The organism is Streptomyces sp. NPDC014907, from assembly GCF_055562975.1.
The window spans coordinates 489,325-510,185 of sequence record NZ_JBVHEG010000002.1; the positions used below are offsets into that span (position 1 = coordinate 489,325).

Below are 20,861 nucleotides of genomic sequence, written 5' to 3' on the forward strand. Positions count from 1 at the left end.
CGGGTGAGCCGCCGGGGCGGAGCCGGATGTGGGCCACCACCGGGGGGCCGGGTGGACCGCCGGAAGGACCGGGTGGGCGGCCGGGCGCGGGCGGCCGCCGGAAGGGCCGCCGGGCGTGCGGCGGGAGCAGGACGTGGCGAGGGGGCCCGGAAAGGTTCTCCGGGCCCCCTCGCCGCCGTCCTCAGGCCTGCGGCAGGTTCGCCAGCTGGGCCTGGATGCGGGCGATGTCCTCGTCCGCCTTGGCCAGGCGGGTGCGGATCTTCTCGACCACGTTGTCCGGCGCCTTCGCCAGGAACGCCTCGTTGCCGAGCTTGCCGTTCGCCTGCGCCTTCTCCTTCTCGGCCGCCGCGAGGTCCTTCGCGAGGCGCTTGCGCTCCGCCTCCACGTCGATCGTGCCCGACAGGTCGAGCGCGACGGTGGCCCCGGCGACCGGCAGGGAGGCGGTGGCGGAGAAGCCCTCGCCCTCCGGCTGGAGGCGCAGGACCTGGCGGATGGCGGCCTCGTGCGGGGCGAGCGCGGTGCCGGTCACGTCGAGCCGGGCCGGGACCTTCTGGCCGGGCTGGAGGCCCTGGTCGGAACGGAACCTGCGGACCTCGGTGACGACCCGCTGGACGAGCTCGATCTCCTGCTCGGCGGCCTCGTCGCGGAACCCGGAGTCCTTCGGCCACTCGGCGACGACGACGGACTCGCCGCCCGTCAGGGTGGTCCACAGGGTGTCGGTGACGAAGGGGACGATGGGGTGCAGCAGCCGCAGCGTGACGTCGAGGACCTCGCCCAGGACGCGGGCCGAGACCCGGGCCTGCTCGCCGCCGGCGAAGAACGTCGTCTTCGACAGCTCGACGTACCAGTCGAAGACCTCGTCCCACGCGAAGTGGTAGAGGGCGTCGGCGAGCTTCGCGAACTGGTAGTCGTCGTAGTGGGCGTCCGCCTCGGCGACGACCTTGTTCAGCCGCGAGAGGATCCAGCGGTCCGCCGCCGACAGCTCCTCGGGAGCGGGCAGTTCGCCCTCGACCGTCGCGCCGTTCATCATCGCGAAGCGGGTGGCGTTCCAGATCTTGTTGGCGAAGTTCCGGGACGCCTGGACCCAGTCCTCTCCGATCGGGACGTCGACGCCCGGGTTGGCGCCCTTGGCCAGGGTGAAGCGCAGGGCGTCGGAGCCGTACTTGTCCATCCAGTCCAGCGGGTCGACCGTGTTCCCGAACGACTTCGACATCTTCTTGCCGAACTCGTCGCGGACCATGCCGTGGAAGGCGATCGTGCGGAACGGCGGCTGACCGTCCATCGCGTACAGGCCGAACATCATCATCCGGGCGACCCAGAAGAACATCAGGTCGTAGCCGGTGACCAGGACGGAGTTCGGGTAGAACTTCTCCAGGTCCGGCGTCCGCTCCGGCCAGCCGAGCGTGGAGAACGGCCACAGGCCGGACGAGAACCACGTGTCGAGGACGTCGGTGTCCTGCGTCCAGCCCTCGCCCGCGGGCGGCTCCTCGTCCGGGCCGACGCAGACCAGCTCGCCGTCCGGGCCGTGCCAGACGGGGATGCGGTGGCCCCACCACAGCTGGCGCGAGATGCACCAGTCGTTGAGGTTGTCGACCCAGTCGAAGTAGCGCTGGGACATCTCGGCCGGGTGGATGTCGACCCGGCCGTCGCGGACCGCGTCGCCGGCGGCCTTGGCCAGCGTCTCGACCTTGACCCACCACTGCAGGGACAGGCGCGGCTCCAGCGTCGTCTTGCAGCGCGAGCAGTGACCCACCGAGTGGACGTACGGACGCTTCTCGGCGACGATCCGGCCCTCGGCGCGCAGGGCGGCGACGATCGCGGAGCGGGCCTCGAAGCGGTCCAGGCCCTGGAAGGGGCCGTGGGCGGTGATCACGCCGCGCTCGTCGAGGACCTCGATGGATTCGAGGCCGTGGCGCTGGCCGATGGCGAAGTCGTTCGGGTCGTGCGCCGGGGTCACCTTGACGGCGCCGGTGCCGAACTCGGGGTCGACGTGGGTGTCGGCGACGACCGGGATCGTGCGGTCGGTCAGCGGCAGCTTGACGCGCTTGCCGACCAGGTGCCGGTAGCGCTCGTCGTCGGGGTGGACGGCGACGGCGGTGTCGCCGAGCATCGTCTCCGCGCGGGTCGTGGCGACCACGATGCTGTCCTCGTCGTCGCCGTACCGCATGGAGACGAGCTCGCCGTCGTCGTCCTGGTAGTCGACCTCGATGTCCGAGATGGCCGTCAGACAGCGCGGGCACCAGTTGATGATGCGCTCGGCGCGGTAGATCAGCCCGTCGTCGAACATCTTCTTGAAGACGGTCTGGACGGCCCTGGACAGTCCCTCGTCCATGGTGAAGCGGTCCCGGCTCCAGGCGAGGCCCTCGCCGAGGCGCCGCATCTGGCCGGCGATCTGGCCGCCGGACTCGGCCTTCCACTCCCAGACCCGCTCGACGAACGCCTCGCGGCCCAGGTCGTGGCGGGACTTGCCCTCCTTGGCGAGTTCGCGCTCGACGACGTTCTGGGTGGCGATGCCGGCGTGGTCCATGCCGGGCTGCCACAGCGTCTCGAAGCCCTGCATCCGCTTGCGGCGGGTGAGGGCGTCGATCAGCGTGTGCTCGAAGGCGTGGCCCAGGTGGAGCGAGCCGGTGACGTTCGGCGGCGGGATGACGATGGTGTACGCCGGCTTCTCGCTCTTCGCGTCCGCCTCGAAGTACCCGCGCTCCACCCAGCGCTCGTACAGCGGCCCCTCTACCTCGGCCGGCGCGTACTGGGTCGGCAGTTCGGTGGGGGGCGCTGTCTGCTGCTGAGTGTTCTCGGTCACGGGGTCAGTTTAGGGGGGACGCGGCGGTGCCCCGAAACTCGATTGTTCGGTAACGGTGTGGCCCCCACCGCACCGGGTGTCCGACGGTTCCGCCAGGATGTCGGGGAGGCACAAGCATTCTGTGAGGGGAACCTGTCGATGAGCTACAACCAGCCGGGACCGTACGGCGGCCCGCCGCCCCAGCAGCCCGGGCCCTACGGCCAGCCGGGCCCGTACGGCCAGCCGCCGCAGCAGCCGGGCCCGTACGGCGCCCAGCCGGGCTACGGGTACCCCCAGCAGGCTCCGCAGGGCGTCCCGCCGCAGCAGCCCCCGTACGGCTACCCGCCCCAGCCCGGCCCGTACGGCCAGCCTCCGCAGTACGGCGGCCCCCAGGGCCCCGGCGGTTTCCCGCCGCCCCCGCCGGCCCCGAAGAAGTCCAGGGCGGGCCTGGTCGTCGGCGCGGTGGCCGTGGTCGCGGCGATCGCCGTGGGCGCGTACTTCGTGATCGGCGGCGGTGGCGGCTCGTCGGTCGCGGACGACGGGCCGCACAAGCTGGTCGCCCCGGAGACGGTGCTCACCGAGTACAAGAAGGCGCCCGACAAGAACAAGAAGTCGAACGACGACCCCCTCGCGGACTCGGCGGCCCTCGGGATCAAGAACCCCCAGGACGTCGAGGGCTCGTGGCGGGCCGAGAACAAGGTCAACCCGCTCGCCGGCAAGATGCTGGCGTTCGGCGGTACGTACGGCGAGATCGACGACCCCGAGAAGGTCGTGGACAACGTCTTCGCCGCCCTCAAGGCCAAGGCCGAGAAGGACAAGGACGGGGGCCGGGTCCTCGACGCCCCGAAGGCGGTCACGCCCGCGGGCCTCGACGGCGCCGTGATGAAGTGCCAGGAGATGCAGTACAAGCCGGATTCCGAAGCCGGGGGCGCCGGCCCGAAGGAAGTGATCATGCCCGTGTGCGTCTGGGGCGACCACAGCACCATCGGCTACGTGATGCACTTCAACCTCGCCGAGCTGATGGCCGGAAAGGCGGGCACGGTCGACGGGACCGCCGCGATCGCCGCCGGCCTCCGCAAGGAGATCCGCGTCAAGCTCTGACGGCGCCACGCACGTGGAAGGGGCGCCCCACCGGTCCGGTGGGGCGCCCCTTCCGCGTTGCCGTCAGGCCGACTTCTCGTGCCTGCCGTCGTTCTTCACGATCCTCGGGACCAGCGTCGGGTTGACGTTGTCGCGGACCACGTCGGCCGTGATGACGACCCGGGCCACGTCCTTGCGGGACGGGACCTCGTACATCACCGACTGGAGGACCTCCTCCATGATGGCGCGCAGGCCGCGCGCGCCGGTGCCGCGCAGGATCGCCTGGTCGGCGATGGCCTCCAGGGCCGGGCGGTCGAAGTCCAGCTCCACGCCGTCGAGTTCGAAGAGGCGCTGGTACTGCTTCACCAGCGCGTTGCGCGGCTCGACCAGGATCTGGAGGAGCGCCTCGCGGTCCAGGTTGTGGACGGAGGTGAGGACGGGGAGACGGCCGATGAACTCGGGGATCATCCCGAACTTCACCAGGTCCTCCGGCATGACCTCCTGGAACTGGTCGCTCGCCTCGATCTCGCGCTTGGAGCGGATGGTCGCCCCGAAGCCGATGCCCTTGGCGCCCGCCCGCGACTCGATGATCTTCTCCAGGCCGGCGAAGGCGCCGCCCACGATGAAGAGCACGTTCGTCGTGTCGATCTGGATGAACTCCTGGTGCGGGTGCTTGCGTCCGCCCTGCGGCGGCACGGAGGCGGTGGTGCCCTCCAGGATCTTCAGCAGGGCCTGCTGCACGCCCTCGCCGGAGACGTCCCGCGTGATCGACGGGTTCTCGCTCTTGCGGGCGACCTTGTCGATCTCGTCGATGTAGATGATCCCGGTCTCGGCCTTCTTGACGTCGTAGTCGGCCGCCTGGATCAGCTTGAGCAGGATGTTCTCGACGTCCTCGCCGACGTAGCCGGCCTCCGTCAGCGCCGTCGCGTCGGCGATGGCGAACGGGACGTTGAGCATCCGGGCCAGGGTCTGCGCGAGCAGCGTCTTCCCGGAACCCGTGGGGCCGAGCAGCAGAATGTTGGACTTCGCCAGTTCGATGGCGTCGTCCCGGCCCTGCGCGCCGCCGTTCTCGCCGGCCTGGACGCGCTTGTAGTGGTTGTACACCGCGACCGAGAGGGCCTTCTTCGCGGGCTCCTGCCCGACGACGTATCCCTCGAGGAACTCGTAGATCTCGCGGGGCTTGGGGAGTTCCTCCCAGCGCACCTCGCTCGTCTCCGCGAGTTCTTCCTCGATGATCTCGTTGCAGAGGTCGATGCACTCGTCGCAGATGTACACACCGGGTCCCGCGATGAGCTTCTTCACCTGCTTCTGGCTCTTTCCGCAGAACGAGCACTTGAGCAGGTCGCCGCCATCACCGATGCGTGCCACGAGGTGCTTCCCCTTCGCCTGGGAGTGCTTGGTTCAGCGACTCCTGGTGCCTCATATTCGACGGTACCTTGCCGGGCCCCCCGTTCGGGCCCCCCTTGGCACGGTTCACATGGTCGCGATTCGGCCACGTGGCCGTTCGGGGCGTGTTCACCGTGCCAGGGGAAGGTCGAGCGTCAGACCGCGGCGGCCGTGCTCTTGCGGGTCGAGACGATCTGGTCCACCAGACCGTACGCGAGGGCGTCCTCGGCGGTCAGGATCTTGTCGCGCTCGATGTCGTCGCGGATCTTCTCGATCGGCGTCGAGGAGTGCTTGGCCAGCATCTCCTCCAGCTGGCTGCGCATGCGCAGGATCTCGTTGGCCGCGATCTCCAGGTCGGAGAGCTGCTCGCGGCCGGTGCCGCCGGAGGGCTGGTGGATCAGCACGCGGGCGTTCGGCAGGGCCATCCGCTTGCCGGGGGTGCCGGCGGCGAGCAGCACGGCCGCGGCGGAGGCCGCCTGGCCCATGCAGACCGTCTGGATGTCGGGCTTCACGAACTGCATCGTGTCGTAGATCGCCGTCAGCGCGGTGAAGGAGCCGCCGGGGCTGTTGATGTAGATCGAGATGTCGCGGTCCGGGTCCATCGACTCCAGGCACAGGAGCTGCGCCATGACGTCGTTGGCGGAGGCGTCGTCGATCTGCACGCCGAGGAAGATCACGCGCTCCTCGAACAGCTTCGCGTACGGGTCGTACTCGCGCACGCCCTGCGAGGTGCGCTCCACGAAGCGGGGCACGACGTAGCGGTTGTCCATCGGCGCGCCGGTGTGGAGGCCGCTCATGGAGAGGTTGTTGTACATCTGGGTGTTCACCGTCCTGGTGGCGTTCGGTGGGCTGGGGCTCTTGAGCTGGCCGGCGGGGCTCAGGCGCCCGTGCCGCCGCCGCCGGGAACACCCGAAGCGGCAGAGATGATCTCGTCGATGAGGCCGTACTCCTTGGCCTCCTCCGCGGTGAACCAGCGGTCGCGGTCGCCGTCGCGGATGATCGCCTCGACGGTCTGGCCGGAGTGGTGCGCGGTGATCTCGGCCATGCGCCTCTTGGTGCGCAGGAGGTACTCGGCCTGGATCTTGATGTCCGAGGCGGTGCCGCCGATGCCGGCGGAGCCCTGGTGCATCAGGATGTCGGTGTTCGGCAGCGCGAAGCGCTTGCCGGGGGTGCCGCCGGTCAGCAGGAACTGGCCCATGGAGGCGGCCATGCCCATGCCGATGGTGACGACGTCGTTCGGGATGTACTGCATGGTGTCGTAGACGGCCATGCCGGCCGTCACCGAGCCACCGGGGCTGTTGATGTAGAGGTAGATGTCCTTGTCCGGTTCGGCGGCCAGGAGGAGCATCTGGGCGGTGATCTTGTTGGCGATGTCGTCGTCGACCTGCTGGCCGAGGAAGACGATGCGCTCGCCGAGCAGCCGGTTGTAGACATGGTCGCCGAGGCCGCCACCGATGGACGGCTCACCCGCGGCGTAAGGCTTCAGATTCGTCACGTATCCACCTGCTCGTCTCCGACGGCCCGGGGCCGTCTCCGCGTCTCGTTCAGAGGGCACTGCCCCGTATTCATGGACCCTAACGCGCAGGTGGGACAACGCCATCCCGGTTCCCGAACTGTTCGCTGGGAGCGCAAGGTAGTTGGGGCCGCCGCGGGGTCCTCCCGGCGGCCGCGCACGGCTCCGCCGGCGGGCGTGCGCGCCCCTCCCCGCGGGCGGGCGGAGGGGCCCCCGACGGGCCGGCGGAGGGCTTCCCGGCGGGCGGACGGAGGGGCTCCCCGGCGGGCGGACGGAGGGGGCTCCCCGGCGGGCGGACGGAGGGGGCTCCCCGGCGGACGGAGGGCCCTCCCCGGCCCTCGTCGCACCGGGCCCCGGAGAGGGGGCCGCGTACGCCCACGGGCCCGTACGCACCGACGTGCGTACGGGCCCGTGGAACGGGTCCGGCGCGGGCGCGGGGCCCTCCGCCGCTTCCCGGGGCTTACTTCTCCTCGGAGACCTCGGAGGAGTCGGCGTCGGCGGCCTCGGTGGCCTCGACGGCGGTGTCGGCCTCGTCCTCGTCGTCGGAGAGGTCCACGACCTCGCCGTTGGTGTCGACGACCTTGGCGGCCTCGACGACGACCGCGAGGGCCTTGCCGCGGGCGACCTCGCCGACGAGCATCGGCACCTGGCCGCCCTGGGCCACGGCCTGGGCGAACTGGTCGGGGCTCATGCCGGAGGAGGCGGCACGGCGGAACAGGTGCTCGGTCAGCTCTTCGCGGGAGACGTCGAGCTTCTCCCGGTTGACCAGCTCGTCGAGGATGAACTGGGTCTTGATGCCCTTCTCGGCCTGCTCCTTGGTCTCGGCCAGGAACTCCTCCTCGGTCTTGCCCTGGAGCTCCAGGTACTTCGCGAGGTCGATGCCCATCTGGCCGAGCTGGTGGTGCTCCAGGTTGTGCTTGCGGGTGTTGATCTCGTCCTCGAGGAGCTTCTCGGGCATCGGGACCTCGACCAGCTTGAGGAGTTCGTCGAGGACGCGCTCCTGGGCCTGGGTGGCCTGGTCGAACTGCTTCATGTTCTCGAGGCGCTTGCGGCTGTCGGCCTTGAGCTCGTCGAGGGTGTCGAACTCCGACGCCATCTGCGCGAACTCGTCGTCCAGCTCGGGAAGCTCGCGGGCGGCGACGGCGGTGACCTTGACGGTGACCTCCGCGTCCTTGCCCTCGGCGGAGCCGCCCTTCAGCTGCGAGGTGAAGGTGGCCTCGCCACCGGCCTCCAGGCCCTTGACGGCCTCGTCGATGCCGTCGAGCAGCTCGCCCGAGCCGATGGTGTACGAGACGCCGTCGGCGATGCCGTCGGGAAGGACCTCGCCGTCGACCTTGGCCTGCAGGTCGATGGTGACGACGTCGCCGTCCTGGGCGGCGCGCTCGACCGGGGAGGTCGAGGCGAAGCGCTCGCGGAGCTGCTCCACGGACTTCTCGACGTCCTCGTCGGTGACCTCGACCGCGTCGACGGTGACCTCGATGCCGGAGTAGTCCGGGATCTCGATCGCCGGGCGGATGTCCACCTCGGCGGTGAAGGCCAGCAGTTCGCCGTCCTTCAGCTCGGTGATGTCGACCTCGGGCTGGCCGAGCGGGTTGACCTCGGCCTCGTTGACGGCCTCGGTGTAGAACTTCGGGAGCGCGTCGTTGACGGCCTCTTCCAGCACGGCGCCGCGGCCGAACCGCTGGTCGATCACGCGAGCCGGGATCTTGCCCTTGCGGAAGCCCTTGACCGTGACCTGCTGGTTGATCTTCTTGTACGCCGCGTCGAGGCTGTCCTTGAGCTCCTCGAAGGGCACCTCGACAGTGAGCCGAACCCGGGTCGGGTTCAGGGTCTCCACGGCGCTCTTCACGGTTCGGTCTCCTTGTGGCTGATTCCTGGATTCCGCCGGGGCCGCGCGAAGCGGTTCCGGCCGATCGGCCCGGTCAGAAAGACACACGGGCACGCAGCTTGCATAGTAACCGCAAGCGGGAGGACGGCCACAACATGATCAAGAACGCCGGGGGGCGGACGCGTGGTCGTCGTGGTCGGGGTGGCGGGATTTGAACCCACGGCCTTCCGCTCCCAAAGCGGACGCGCTACCAAGCTGCGCCACACCCCGTCGGTGCGACACGTAGGGTACATGCACGGGGACTGTCCGGCGCTCCGCTTCCACGGAGCGTGCTCCGGATGTGCGAAGGCGGCCGTGGACCCGCTACCATGCTCTTCGTGCCGCGGTCCTGGTGAACTGCGGCGCGATCGCGTGCGGGTGTAGCTCAATGGTAGAGCACTAGTCTTCCAAACTAGCTACGCGGGTTCGATTCCCGTCACCCGCTCCACACGGCTCAGGGCCCGGACCGCTCCACGCGGTCCGGGCCCCGGTCTTTTCCGGGGCGGCCCGGAACGCCTCCGGCCGCCTCCGGCGCGCTCCCCCCGTGTGCCGCGCGGGCCGAGCGGTGCGGTATTTACCGCGCGGGCCGAGCGGCCCGGTGGCCATGTTCCCCCCGATGATCAACTGATCGAGGGAGGGGAACGACATGGGACACGGAACGGGAAGGGCGAGCCGGCCGGCCGTGGTGGCCGCGCTGGCGCCGGCCTGCGCGGCCGGACTGCTCGGCGCCGGGCCCGCGCGGGCCGCGGAGCTTCCGTACGCGCCGGCCGGGCCCACGCTCCGGCCGGGCGGATGCGCGACCGCCGGCGAGCTGCCGTGGGTGGGGAACACGGACGTGAGCCTGTCCGTCGGAGTGGCGGGCGAGGGCGCCCGGCAGCATCTGGAGGCCCGTTTCCGGGTGTGGCGGGAGGGCGCGGAGGAGACACCGGTCGTCGATGTCCCCGTCTCCACCTCTCCCGGGGCGACGGTCCGCCTCTCCGTCGCGCGGGACCGGGTCCCGGCCGAGGGGTCGTACTGGTGGCAGGCCCGGATCGAGGGCGCCGGCGGCGCCTCGGAGTGGACCGCGCCCTGCGGCTTCCGGACCGACCACACGGCGCCCGCGGCTCCCTCGGTCACCTTCACGGACGCCGGGCAGTACCCGCGGGGGGCGCCCTCCGGAACCCTCCGCACCGTGCGGTTCGACCTGCCCCCGGGGACCGAGGCGAAGGGCGTCTGCTTCGACCCGGAGCGGATGCTCGGGGTGTCCGAGGACGACTGCGACAGCCAGTGGGTCCCCGTGGGGGCGGACGGCACCGCGACCGCCTCCTTCCCCTCGCCCGGGCGCCCCGGGCCGACGGTCCTCCACGCCCGGGCGGTCGACCGGGCGGGCAACGTCTCCGAGACGCTCCAGGAGTACCACCGGGTCGCGTACCCGTTCATCGAGCCCTTCGGCGACTACACCAGTGACGGCCGCACCGACCTCCTCGGCGTCGGCGCGGACGGGAAGCTGACGCTGCGGGCCGGCCTGGAGGGCGGCGGCTTCGCCGCGCCCGTGGTCGCGGACGGCCGGGACTGGTCGGACGCGCGGCTCGCGCGGGCGGGTTGGCTCACCCACTGGGACGGCCCCTCGGCGTACAACGACGTCCGCAACGACATCGTCGCGCTCCGGGACGGGAAGCTCTCCGTCCACCCGGGCGACGGCGAGGGCGGCTTCGGCGCCCCCGTGGAGATCACCGGTTACGACTGGTCGCGCGTCACGGACGTCGCGTTCGGCCGGGGCGAGACCCCCCCCGCTGCTGGCCAAGGAGGGCGACCGGCTCCTCTCCTTCGATCTGAACACCTACGGGCAGCCGAGCGTCGGTGAGCCGTCCGTCCTCGCCGCCGAGGGCCGGGCCTCGAAGTCGGTCCACTTCTCGGACGGACCCGCCGAGTCGGGCATGCCCTTCTTCTGGGCCCGGGACGCCGTGCGGGGGACGCTGGAGCACTTCCCCCTGGAGTACGGCACGACCGGGCCCTGGGCCCTGGGGACACCGACCACCGTCGCCGCGTCCGGCTGGACCGCGTCGCAGCGGCCCCTCGTGGCCGTCATCGGGGACCTGGACGGCGACGGGCGGAGCGATCCGGTCAGCGGCGGCGGCCCGGAGGGCCCGCTGCTCCACCCGGCCGCCGAGGACGGCTCGCTGGGCGCTCCGGCGGTCCTGCCCGTCCAGGACCATGACGGTGCCGTCTTCTTCTGAGGTCACGCGGCACGCGACCGGCCACGGGCCCCCGCCGATTCCGGCGGGGGCCCGTGGCCGGTCCGGGACCCGTCGGGACCCGTCAGAACTTGATGGACGCGACCGTCTGCGTTATCGAGTCCAGGAAGCGCTGGATGTCGTCGGCCATCCCGGTGGAGGCGAGGAAGAAGCCGAAGAGGACCGCGACCACGGCGGGACCGCCCTTGAGGCTCCCCCCGCGGATCAGCACCACCATGATGATCGCCAACAGCAACACCACAGACAGCGAAATGGCCACAACAGATCACACCCTCGGTCGGTCCCGCCTTGCCGGCCGGGGGTCGCGCGTCACCCGCGCCCCCCGCTGCCCCCATGGTGCCACCAACCACCCCGCCCGTGCGGCCCGGTGACGAACCGTCGGGCCGCCGGGAGCGGAAACCCCTCCACGGCTCGGGAGAGAGGAAAAGCACAATCACGCAACCATGCCTCGTTTGCCCTGTTGCACGGCTTATGACTGGGAACAAATGACCTAATCGCGCCCCCTTTGCCCGGCACATCCCTTTTCCCGCAAGGGGTTTAAACACAAGTAGGGCACGGTTAAGGTCCGCGAATGCCCTCCGCCACACAGAACAGCACCAGAACCCCGTCCCCCGAGACCCGGACGGCGGAGCACGCGCCGACCGCACCGGAACAGGCCGGGGAGACCCGTCGGCCCACCGTGCGCGATCCGTACTTCGACAACGCGAAGTACCTCGCGATCCTGCTCGTCGTCATGGGTCACGTCTGGCCCACGGTGATCGAGGGAAGCCGGGCCACGCGCGGGCTCTACATGCTGGTGTACACCTTCCACATGCCCGTCTTCATCCTCATATCGGGCTATCTGTCCCGCAGTTACACCGGCCGGCCCGACCAGCTCAAGCGCCTGCTCACCGGCGTCGCCGTGCCGTACGTCGTCTTCGAGGTCGCGTACACGCTGTTCACCCGGTGGGGCACCGGAAGCCCCCGGCCGATCAGCCTGCTCCACCCCACCTACCTGATGTGGTTCCTGATCGCGCTGTTCATCTGGCGGCTGACCGCCCCGTTCTGGCGGGTCGTGCGGTGGCCGGTGGCGACCTCCCTGGTGATCGCCGGTCTCGCGTCGGTCACCCCGGCCATCGGCGGGGCCCTGGACCTGACCCGGGTGCTCCAGCTCCTCCCGTACTTCGTGATCGGGCTGTGCATGAAGCCGGAGCACTTCGCCCTCCTGCGGCGGAAGCCCGTGCGGATCGCCTCGGCCGCCGTGCTCGCCGCCGCCGTGCCGTTCTTCTACTGGAAGGCGCCCGCCTTCTACCTCAACTGGTTCTACCGTTCCCGCAGCGTGCAGGAGATGGACACCGGCGTGGCGCGGGGCCTGTTCCTGGTCGCGCTCCTCTTCCTGGGCACGCTGGTGCTGATGGCCGCGTTCCTCTCCCTCGTCCCCGGCACCCGGCGCTGGTTCACGGTCCTCGGGGCCGGCACCATCTGCGGCTACGTCCTGCACGGCTTCCTGATCCGGGGCGCCGACTACCTGGGCCTCTTCGAGGACCACCCGTGGCTCACCACGGCACCGGGCCGGGTGGTGGTCACCCTGGTCGCCGTGACGGCGATCACCCTGCTCTGCACCCCTCCGGTGCGCAAGGCCCTGAAGTGGGTGACCGAACCCGACATGGCCTGGGCCTTCCGCAAGGAGACGGCGCCGGCGAAGCAGGCCTGACCCCGTCCCCGCGAACGGCCCCGGACCCTCCCGCGCGAGGAGGTCCGGGGCCGTCGTCGTGTCCGCGCCCCGGGGCCGCCGCGCTCAGCGCGGCCGGCGCCTGATCAGCAGCAGCGCCCGGTCGTCGTTGACGTCCTTGGCGACGGCCTCGATGAGGTGCCGGGCGACGCCCTCGAAGCCCTCGGAGACACAGCGGTCGGCCTCGCCGGTGAGCCGGTCGATGCCCTCGGCGATGTCCCGGTCGGCGGCCTCCACCAGGCCGTCGGTGAAGAGCATGAGGACGTCGCCGGGGTGCAGGGAGCCCTTGACCGGGTGGAACTCGGCGCCGTCGTAGACGCCGAGGAGGGGGCCCTCGGCGGCCTTCTCCTCCCAGCGTCCGCTGCCCGCGTGGAGCTGGAGGGCGGGCAGGTGGCCCGCGGAGTAGAGCTCGTAGTCGCCGGACTCCAGGTCGAGGACGAGGTGGACGGAGGTGGCGAAGCCCTCGTCCCAGTTCTGGCGCAGCAGGTAGCCGTTGGCGGCGGGCAGGAAGCCGTGCGGCGGGAGCGAGCCGAGGAGGCCGCCGAAGGCGCCGGAGAGCAGCAGGGAGCGGGAGGCCGCGTCCATGCCCTTTCCGGAGACGTCGGTGAGGACGACCTCCAGGGTGCGTCCTTCGTGCGTGCGGGCGGCGACGACGAAGTCGCCGGAGAAGGACTGGCCGCCGGCCGGGCGCAGCGCCATCTCACGGTGCCAGCCCGCGGGGAGGCGGGGCAGGGCGCTCTGGACGCGGATGCGTTCGCGCAGGTCGAAGAGCATGGTGCCGCCGCGCCGCCAGGGCACGCCGACGCGGGCCCGGAACTGGGCGATGAGGAGTCCGAAGAAGCCGCAGGCGGCGACGACCAGGACGGTGCCGGGGGTGACCCGGGCGGGGCCCTGGGTGTACGGGCCGAGGACGACGGACTCGACGATGAGGGCGCCGGCGGCGGCCGCGTACAGGCCGAGGAGGCTGGCGGGGCGCAGCAGCAGGCCGCCGGCCACGATCGGCAGGGCGAGCGCGGTGGGCGCGCACCAGACCGGATCGAGGAGGGTGCCGCAGGCGATGGCCGGGATCATGAGGAGGAGGCCGGCGAAGGCGAGCCAGTCGGCGCCGTCCCCCCGGAAGTGGTCGACGGCGGATCTGCGCAGCACGGTGCGGACCCGGCGTACGCGCCTGCGTGTCCGGGCCGCGTACGTGTCCACTCCCGTGCGGTGTCCCATTGGGCTGGACCCTATCCATCCCGGCCGGCATCGTGCAGGGGTACCCCGCCGTCGGTGTGCGCGGCGGCGGCCGGGGCCGGTGCGGAGGGGACCCGCCGTGCCCGCGCTCCGGGGCGGGCGCCGTCCGCTAGCGGGTCTGGCAGCCCGGGCACCAGAAGAGGTTGCGGGCCGCCAGGCCGGCCGTGCGGACGCCGGTGCCGCAGACGAGGCAGGGCAGGTGGGCGCGCCGGTAGACGTAGACCTCGCCGCCGTGGTCGTCGACGCGGGGCGGGCGGCCCATCGCCTCGGGGGTGTGCTCGGGCCGGACGGTGTCGATGCGGTTGAGGCGGACGCCCTCGCGCATCAGTGCGGCGAGGTCGGTCCAGATCGCGTCCCACTCCCCCGCCGTGAGGTCCTTGCCGGCGCGGTAGGGGTCGATGCCGTGCCGGAAGAGGACCTCGGCGCGGTAGACGTTGCCGACGCCCGCGACGACCTTCTGGTCCATGAGGAGGGCGGCGATCGTGGTGCGGGACCTCGAGATCCGGTGCCAGGCCTTCGCCGGGTCGTCGTCCTCCCGGAGCGGGTCCGGGCCGAGCCGGTCGTGTACCGCCCGCTTCTCGGCGTCCGTGATCAGGGCGCAGGTCGTCGGGCCGCGCAGGTCGACGTGTCCTCCGGTGTCGGCGATGCGCAGGCGGACCGTGTCCGCGGGCGGCGGGGCCGGGGCGTCGCCGAAGGTCACCTTGCCGAAGAGGCCCAGGTGGATGTGGACCCATCCGGCGCCCGCGAAGCCCAGGAAGAGGTGCTTGCCGTGGGCCTCGGCGGTCTCCAGGACGGTGCCGTCGAGCAGGGCGGCCGAGTCGGTGAACCTGCCCTGGGGGCTGGAGACGCGTACGGGCCGGCCGCCGAACCGCTCGCGGTGGTCGGCGGCCAGCCGGTGGACGGTGTGCCCCTCGGGCATCAGGCGGTCGGCTCCTGCGGGTGGTGCGCCGGGATCGGGGGGAGCTCGCCGGTGTTCTCGTACGCGGTGAGCATGTCGATCCGGCGGGTGTGGCGCTCGTCGCCGGAGTAGGGGGTGTTCAGGAAGATCTCGACGAACTTGGTCGCCTCTTCCCGGGTGTGCATCCGGCCGCCGACGGAGATCACGTTGGCGTTGTTGTGCTCGCGGCCGAGGGCGGCGGTCTGCTCGCTCCAGGCGAGGGCGGCGCGCACCCCCTTCACCTTGTTCGCGGCGATCTGCTCGCCGTTGCCGGAGCCTCCGATGACGATGCCCAGGGCGTCCGGGTCGGCGGCCGTCCTCTCGGCGGCGCGCAGGCAGAACGGCGGGTAGTCGTCGAGGGCGTCGTAGACGTGGGGACCGCAGTCGACGGGCTCGTGGCCGTGGGCCTTCAGCCACTCGACGAGGTGGTTCTTGAGTTCGTAGCCGGCGTGGTCGGAACCGATGTAGACGCGCATGGAGCCGAGTGTGGCACGTCCGGGCCCGGGTATCAGGCAGCGGGGTCGGGTCCTCCGTCCGGCCCGGTACGGACCTCCGCCCTCCGGGGAACCGTCCGCGCAACAATCCGGAATGAGGTATTCCGATCATCCCCCTCCACGGGGTTGAATACCGGGGCTCGCGACCCGAGCACCCCCCAGACACGAGGAAGCGTCCATGAACACGCAACCGACCCTGACGAAGGACGACGGGACGGCCGGCACCCCCGGAACGCCCGGCTCCCCCGACGGCCTGAAGGCCGGTCTCAAGAACCGCCACCTCTCGATGATCGCCATCGGCGGCGTCATCGGCGCCGGTCTCTTCGTCGGCTCCGGTTCCGGCATCGCCGCGGCCGGCCCCGCGATCCTCCTGTCGTACGCCCTCGTGGGCCTCATGGTCGTCTTCGTGATGCGGATGCTCGGCGAGATGGCCGCCGCCCGGCCCTCCTCCGGCTCCTTCTCCGCCTACGCGGACCAGGCCCTCGGCCGCTGGGCCGGTTTCAGCATCGGCTGGCTGTACTGGTTCTTCTGGGTGGTCGTGCTCGCCGTCGAGGCGACCGCGGGCGCCACGATCCTGGAGGGCTGGGTCCCGGCCGTACCGCAGTGGGGCTGGGCGCTGATCGTGATGCTGGTGCTCACCGCCACCAACCTCGCCTCGGTCGCCTCCTACGGCGAGTTCGAGTTCTGGTTCGCCGGCATCAAGGTCGTCGCCATCGGCGCCTTCGTCGTCGTCGGCCTGCTCGCCGCCTTCGGCGTGCTGCCGGGCTCGGACAACCCGGGCACCGGGTTCGCGCACCTCACCGACACCGGCGGCTTCTTCCCGATGGGCACGGGCGCGATCCTCACCGGTGTGCTGATGGTGGTCTTCTCCTTCATGGGCAGCGAGATCGTCACCCTGGCGGCCGGCGAGTCGGAGGACCCGCAGCGCGCGGTCTCCAAGGCCACCAACAGCGTGATCTGGCGGATCGCGGTCTTCTACCTGGGCTCGATCCTCGTCGTCCTGACCCTGCTGCCGTGGAACGACAGGGCGATCGTCGAGAAGGGCTCGTACGTCGCCGCCCTCGACTCCATCGGCATCCCGCACGCCGGCCAGGTCATGAACGTGATCGTCCTGACGGCCGTCCTGTCCTGCCTGAACTCGGGCCTCTACACCGCCTCCCGCATGGCCTTCTCGCTCGGGCGGCGCGGTGACGCGCCGAAGGCCTTCGCCCGCGTCAACAAGAGGGGCGTGCCGCGGGCGGCGATCCTCGGCTCGGTCGTCTTCGGCTTCGTCGCCGTCTTCTTCAACTACAAGTGGCCGGACACCGTCTTCGCCTTCCTGCTCAACTCCTCCGGCGCGGTGGCGCTCTTCGTCTGGCTGGTCATCTGCGTGACCCAGCTGCGGATGCGCGGGATCATCCTGCGCGAGTCGCCGGAGAAGCTGGTCGTGCGGATGTGGCTCTTCCCGTACCTGACCTGGGCGACGATCGGCATGATCGTCTTCGTCCTCGGCTACATGATCTACAACGGCGGCAGCGCCCGCGAGCAGGTCGTGCTCTCGCTGCTCGTGGCGGCGCTCGTGGTCGTGGTCGCGGTGGTCAGGGAGCGGGTCGCGAAGTCCTCCCCGAAGGCCCCCCTGGAGCCGTGACCGCCCTCGCGCGGACGTGAGGAGGGCCCCGGCGGACGTCCGCCGGGGCCCTCCTCACGTGCCGTACGGGGCTCAGCCCCTGCGGCCGGCGAGCTTCCAGGCGGCCGGGAGGGCGCCCATGGCGAGGGCGGCCTTGAGGGCGTCGCCGATCAGGAACGGGACGAGACCGGCGGCGACGGCCTGGCCGAAGGTCATGCCGGTGGCGAGGGCCAGGTAGGGCACGCCGACGGCGTAGACGACCGCGGAGCCGAGGGCCATCGCGCCGGCCGTGCGGAGCACCGAGCGGTCGGCGCCGCGGCGGGCCAGGGCGCCGACGACCGTCGCGGCGAGGAGCATGCCGAGGACGTAGCCGAAGGACGGCATGGCGTAGCCGGAGGTGCCCTGCGCGAACCACGGCACGCCCGCCATGCCCGCCACCGCGTACAGGGCGAGGGCCAGGAAGCCGCGGCGGGCGCCGAGGGCGGTGCCGGCGAGCAGGGCGGCGAACGTCTGGCCGGAGACCGGGACCGGGGAGCCGGGGACCGGGACCGAGATCTGCGCGGCGAGGCCGGTGAGGGCGGCGCCGCCGACGACCAGGGCGATGTCGCGGGCGCGGCTCGCGGGGATCAGGTCGGCGAGGACGGTGCCCGCCCGGAGGGAGCGGGCGGGGGCGGCGGCGGTGCTCATCGGTACTCCGCGGGGGTGAGGGTGGAAGGGACAGGTTGACGCTATGCCAGGAGTGAACGTTCGATCACCGTCAGCCGCCGACAAAGCGGCAGGCGGCCACTTCATGGGGTTCTCACAAAGAGTGGTTTTCACGCCCGGCGCCACGTGACCCTCGTCACTGGCGGATCGTCAGGAGACGCCCCTTTTGCGTCCGGGAGGCATCGACGGAGAGACTGTGGAGTCTCCATAAAGCACCCCCTCCCGAGAAGCACGAGTCCCCCACCATGCGCGACGCCCCGCCGCCCCTTCCGCCCGCCGAACCGGAGCCCCTCTCCCACGGACTGAAGCGGCGTCACCTGACGATGCTGGGGCTCGGCGGGGTGATCGGCGCGGGGCTCTTCGTGGGTTCGGGCGCCGGCATCGCCGTCGCCGGGCCCGCCATCGTGGTCTCGTACCTGATCGCCGGGGCGCTCGCGATGCTGGTGATGCGGATGCTGGGCGAGATGTCGGCGGCGATGCCCGCCTCGGGCGCCTTCTCGGTGCACGCGGAGCGGGCGCTCGGCCGGTGGGCGGGCTTCTCGGCGGGGTGGCTGTACTGGTTCCTGCTCGTGGTGGTCCTCGCCGTGGAGGCGACGGGCGCGGCCCGGATCGCGCACGGCTGGGTGCCGGGGGTGCCCCAGTGGGGCTGGGTCCTCGTCCTCATGGTCGTGTTCACCCTCGCCAACCTGGCGGCGGTGAAGAACTTCGGCGAGTTCGAGTTCTGGTTCGCCGCGCTCAAGGTCGGCGCGATCGTCCTCTTCCTGGTCCTGGGCGTCCTCGCGATCGCCGGGTGGCTCCCGGACACGGAGCCGGTCGGGCTCGCGAACCTGACCGGGCGGGGCGGTTTCCTGCCGAACGGCTGGTCGGGGGTGGTGTCGGGCGTGCTCGTGGTCGTCTTCGCCTTCGGCGGCCTGGAGGTCGTGACGATCGCGGCGGCCGAGTCGGACGACCCGGCGCGGAACGTGGCGCGGGCGGTGCGCAGCGCCGTGTGGCGCGTCCTCCTCTTCTACGTGGGGTCGATGCTGGTGATCGTGACGCTGCTGCCGTGGACGTCGATGCGGCCGGGCGAGTCGCCGTACGTGGCCGTCCTGGACGCGATCGGGGTGCCGGCGGCGGGCCGGATCATGAACGTGGTGGTGTTCGTGGCGCTGCTCTCGGCGCTCAACGCCAATCTGTACGGCTCCTCGCGGATGGTGTTCTCGCTGGCCGAGCGCGGGGAGGCGCCGAAGGGGCTGCTCGCGGTGTCGGCCGGAGGGGTGCCGCGCCGGGCCGTGCTCGCCTCGGTGGCGTTCGGCTTCGTCTCCGTCCTGCTCAATCTGAAATGGCCGGATTCCGTCTTCCTCTACCTGCTCAACTCGGTCGGCGCGGTCCTGCTCTTCGTGTGGGGCCTGATCGCGGTCTCGGAGCTGCGGCTGCGGCGCCGGATCGAGCGGGAGGCGCCCGGGACGCTGTCGCTGCGCATGTGGGGCTTCCCCTGGCTGACCTGGGTGGCGCTCGCGGCGATGGGGGCGGTGCTCGTCCTGATGCTGTGCGACGGGGACGCGCGGCCGCAGGTGCTGTGGTCGGGGGCGGCGACCGGCGCGGTGCTGGTGGTGGCGTGGGTGCGGGAGGCGCGCGCGGGGGCCTCCGGCCGGGGCCGGACGCCGGACGGGTCCGGGTGACGGTCCGGGTGACGGGCCCGGGTGACGGGCCGGCGGCCGGCCCGGACGGCGGGTGCGCGCACGAAGGGGAACCGAATCTTCACCTTGTGTGAAGCCCGTGCCCGTATAGCGGACACCCGTTCCCCCTCAGCGGTGCGTCCGCCCAGACTGAGGCGCGTTCCCCCGTCTCAGCCAGCGAACAGGGCGGCCCATGTCCCGGACCACCGCGCCCGCGCCCGTCGACCGCGAGGACGACGCCGCGCCCCCCGCTCAGGGGCTCTCCCACGGCCTCAAGCAGCGCCACCTCTCGATGATCGCCCTCGGCGGCGTCATCGGCGCCGGACTCTTCGTCGGCTCCGGCGCCGGCATCGCCGCCGCCGGGCCCTCGATCGTCATCGCCTACGCCCTCTCCGGCGTCCTCGTGATGCTGGTGATGCGGATGCTGGGCGAGATGTCGGCCGCCAACCCCGCCTCGGGCTCGTTCTCCGTCCACGCCGAGCGCGCCTTCGGCTCCTGGGCGGGCTTCACCTCGGGCTGGGCCTTCTGGTTCCTGCTCTGCGTCGCCGTCGGCCTGGAGGGCATCGGCGCGGCGCAGATCATGACGGGCTGGTTCCCCGGGAGTCCCGAGTGGGCCTGGGTCGCGCTCTTCATGGCGGTCTTCACCGCCACCAACCTGGCCGCGGTGAAGAACTTCGGCGAGTTCGAGTTCTGGTTCGCCGCGCTCAAGGTCGGCGCGATCGTCCTCTTCCTCGGCGTCGGCGTGCTCGCGATCACCGGCCTGCTGCCCGGCTCGGACGCCCCCGGCACCGCCCACCTCACCGGTGACGGCGGCTTCTTCCCGCACGGCTCCGAAGGCCTGATCGTGGGTCTGCTGGCCTCGGTCTTCGCGTACGGGGGCCTGGAGACGGTCACCATCGCGGCGGCCGAGTCGGAGCACCCGGTCCAGGGCGTCGCCAAGGCGGTCCGCACGGCGATGTGGCGGATCGCGCTCTTCTACGTCGGCTCCATGGCGGTCATCGTCACCCTGGTGCCGTGGGACGACCCGGCGGTCGTCGAGAAGGGCCCGTACGTCGCCACCCTCGACCACCTCGGCATCCCGGCAGCGGGCCAGATCATGAACGTGGTCGTGCTCGTCGCCCTGCTCTCCGCGATGAACGCCAACATCTACGGCGCCTCCCGGATGGCCGGTTCGCTGGTCGCGCGCGGCCAGGGCCCCAAGCTGCTCGGCCGCTCCTCCGGCGGCGTCCCCCGTCCGGCCGTGCTCGCCTCCTCCGTCTTCGGCTTCGGCTGCGTGCTGCTGAGCTACTGGCGGCCGGACGACGTGTTCGTCTGGCTGCTCAACACCATCGGCGCGGTCATCCTGGTCGTCTGGTTCTTCATCGCCGCCTCCCAGCTGGTGCTGCGCCGCCGCACCGAGCGCGAGGCGCCCGGGACGCTGGTCGTGCGGATGTGGGCGTTCCCGTACCTGACCTGCCTGGCGCTGGCCGGCATGGCGGTGGTCTTCTGCCTGATGGCCCGTGAGGAGGGCACCCGGGTGCAGCTGTACTCGACGGGCGGCCTGACCGTGCTGCTCGCCGGCATCGGCCTCGCGCGCCAGAGGGCGGCGGAGCTCCGGGCGTCCTGACCGCGTCCCCGATCCGCCGGAGCCCCCGGACCCCGCCCGGTCCGGGGGC

General features: G+C 71.6%; 17 protein-coding genes and 2 tRNA genes. 8 read left to right on the forward strand and 11 right to left on the reverse strand.

Annotated elements, in window-relative coordinates; genetic code table 11:
* Window positions 1–181 precede the first annotated feature (181 nt).
* The gene (locus ACZ3IL_RS07655) at window positions 182–2,803 is read right to left on the reverse strand and encodes a valine--tRNA ligase (RefSeq protein ID WP_467387627.1); all 2,622 of its coding nucleotides are present in this window, start codon (window positions 2,801–2,803) and stop codon (window positions 182–184) included.
* Between the two features lie 138 nt (window positions 2,804–2,941).
* Between ACZ3IL_RS07655 and ACZ3IL_RS07660 the strand changes: the two genes are divergently transcribed.
* Window positions 2,942–3,883 carry a hypothetical protein gene (locus tag ACZ3IL_RS07660; protein WP_467387629.1) on the forward strand — a complete coding sequence of 314 codons (942 nt, stop codon included), beginning with the start codon at window positions 2,942–2,944 and terminating at the stop codon, window positions 3,881–3,883.
* Between the two features lie 63 nt (window positions 3,884–3,946).
* On the opposite strand, the gene clpX is transcribed toward ACZ3IL_RS07660, so the two are convergent.
* From clpX to ACZ3IL_RS07685, 5 genes are all read right to left on the reverse strand, one after another.
* Complete coding sequence (gene clpX / locus ACZ3IL_RS07665) at window positions 3,947–5,230, reverse strand: ATP-dependent Clp protease ATP-binding subunit ClpX (RefSeq protein WP_030210686.1); 1,284 nt, start codon at window positions 5,228–5,230, stop codon at window positions 3,947–3,949.
* A 173-nt stretch (window positions 5,231–5,403) separates the two neighbouring features.
* The gene (locus ACZ3IL_RS07670) at window positions 5,404–6,063 is read right to left on the reverse strand and encodes an ATP-dependent Clp protease proteolytic subunit (RefSeq protein ID WP_467388201.1); all 660 of its coding nucleotides are present in this window, start codon (window positions 6,061–6,063) and stop codon (window positions 5,404–5,406) included.
* 62 nt (window positions 6,064–6,125) lie between these two features.
* Window positions 6,126–6,743: an ATP-dependent Clp protease proteolytic subunit gene (locus ACZ3IL_RS07675; RefSeq protein ID WP_467387631.1), complete on the reverse strand. Its 618-nt coding sequence runs from the start codon at window positions 6,741–6,743 to the stop codon at window positions 6,126–6,128.
* A 478-nt stretch (window positions 6,744–7,221) separates the two neighbouring features.
* Window positions 7,222–8,610, reverse strand: coding sequence for a trigger factor (gene tig, locus ACZ3IL_RS07680; protein WP_467387633.1), 1,389 nt, complete (start codon window positions 8,608–8,610; stop codon window positions 7,222–7,224).
* 172 nt (window positions 8,611–8,782) lie between these two features.
* A tRNA-Pro gene (locus tag ACZ3IL_RS07685) sits at window positions 8,783–8,859 on the reverse strand.
* Between the two features lie 143 nt (window positions 8,860–9,002).
* Between ACZ3IL_RS07685 and ACZ3IL_RS07690 the strand changes: the two genes are divergently transcribed.
* The 3 genes from ACZ3IL_RS07690 (at window position 9,003) to ACZ3IL_RS07700 (ending at window position 10,844) form a co-directional block, all read left to right on the forward strand.
* Window positions 9,003–9,076, forward strand: a tRNA-Gly gene (locus ACZ3IL_RS07690).
* A gap of 198 nt (window positions 9,077–9,274) precedes the next feature.
* Entirely contained in the window at window positions 9,275–10,471 is a 1,197-nt protein-coding gene (locus tag ACZ3IL_RS07695) for a hypothetical protein (protein WP_467387635.1), read from the forward strand.
* A gap of 73 nt (window positions 10,472–10,544) precedes the next feature.
* Window positions 10,545–10,844, forward strand: coding sequence for a hypothetical protein (locus tag ACZ3IL_RS07700; RefSeq protein ID WP_467387637.1), 300 nt, complete (start codon window positions 10,545–10,547; stop codon window positions 10,842–10,844).
* A gap of 82 nt (window positions 10,845–10,926) precedes the next feature.
* On the opposite strand, the gene ACZ3IL_RS07705 is transcribed toward ACZ3IL_RS07700, so the two are convergent.
* A complete protein-coding gene (locus ACZ3IL_RS07705) occupies window positions 10,927–11,121 on the reverse strand; it encodes a hypothetical protein (protein WP_190156661.1) in 195 nt (64 codons plus the stop codon).
* 312 nt (window positions 11,122–11,433) lie between these two features.
* Between ACZ3IL_RS07705 and ACZ3IL_RS07710 the strand changes: the two genes are divergently transcribed.
* Complete coding sequence (locus ACZ3IL_RS07710) at window positions 11,434–12,555, forward strand: acyltransferase family protein (RefSeq protein WP_467387639.1); 1,122 nt, start codon at window positions 11,434–11,436, stop codon at window positions 12,553–12,555.
* Between the two features lie 84 nt (window positions 12,556–12,639).
* Here the strand turns inward: ACZ3IL_RS07710 and ACZ3IL_RS07715 are convergent, their stop codons facing one another.
* The 3 genes from ACZ3IL_RS07715 to ACZ3IL_RS07725 form a co-directional block, all read right to left on the reverse strand.
* On the reverse strand, window positions 12,640–13,788 hold the full coding sequence (locus tag ACZ3IL_RS07715) for a PP2C family protein-serine/threonine phosphatase (RefSeq protein ID WP_467387641.1): 1,149 nt from the start codon (window positions 13,786–13,788) through the stop codon (window positions 12,640–12,642).
* 127 nt (window positions 13,789–13,915) lie between these two features.
* On the reverse strand, window positions 13,916–14,725 hold the full coding sequence (locus tag ACZ3IL_RS07720) for an Fpg/Nei family DNA glycosylase (RefSeq protein ID WP_467387642.1): 810 nt from the start codon (window positions 14,723–14,725) through the stop codon (window positions 13,916–13,918).
* Window positions 14,725–15,219 (reverse strand): ribose-5-phosphate isomerase, encoded by a 495-nt coding sequence (locus tag ACZ3IL_RS07725; protein WP_351971470.1) that lies wholly within the window; start codon window positions 15,217–15,219, stop codon window positions 14,725–14,727. The genes ACZ3IL_RS07720 and ACZ3IL_RS07725 overlap by 1 nt, the downstream gene beginning before the upstream one ends.
* A 196-nt stretch (window positions 15,220–15,415) precedes the next feature.
* On the opposite strand from ACZ3IL_RS07725, the gene ACZ3IL_RS07730 reads away from it, so the two are divergent.
* On the forward strand, window positions 15,416–16,864 hold the full coding sequence (locus ACZ3IL_RS07730) for an amino acid permease (protein WP_467387645.1): 1,449 nt from the start codon (window positions 15,416–15,418) through the stop codon (window positions 16,862–16,864).
* A 72-nt stretch (window positions 16,865–16,936) separates the two neighbouring features.
* On the opposite strand, the gene ACZ3IL_RS07735 is transcribed toward ACZ3IL_RS07730, so the two are convergent.
* Window positions 16,937–17,530, reverse strand: coding sequence for a biotin transporter BioY (locus ACZ3IL_RS07735; RefSeq protein ID WP_467387647.1), 594 nt, complete (start codon window positions 17,528–17,530; stop codon window positions 16,937–16,939).
* Window positions 17,531–17,793: 263 nt separating this feature from the next.
* Between ACZ3IL_RS07735 and ACZ3IL_RS07740 the strand changes: the two genes are divergently transcribed.
* Together ACZ3IL_RS07740 and ACZ3IL_RS07745 are read left to right on the forward strand one after the other, a co-directional pair.
* The gene (locus ACZ3IL_RS07740; protein ID WP_467387649.1) at window positions 17,794–19,209 is read left to right on the forward strand and encodes an amino acid permease; all 1,416 of its coding nucleotides are present in this window, start codon (window positions 17,794–17,796) and stop codon (window positions 19,207–19,209) included.
* Between the two features lie 190 nt (window positions 19,210–19,399).
* The gene (locus ACZ3IL_RS07745; protein WP_467387651.1) at window positions 19,400–20,812 is read left to right on the forward strand and encodes an amino acid permease; all 1,413 of its coding nucleotides are present in this window, start codon (window positions 19,400–19,402) and stop codon (window positions 20,810–20,812) included.
* Window positions 20,813–20,861 lie beyond the last annotated feature (49 nt).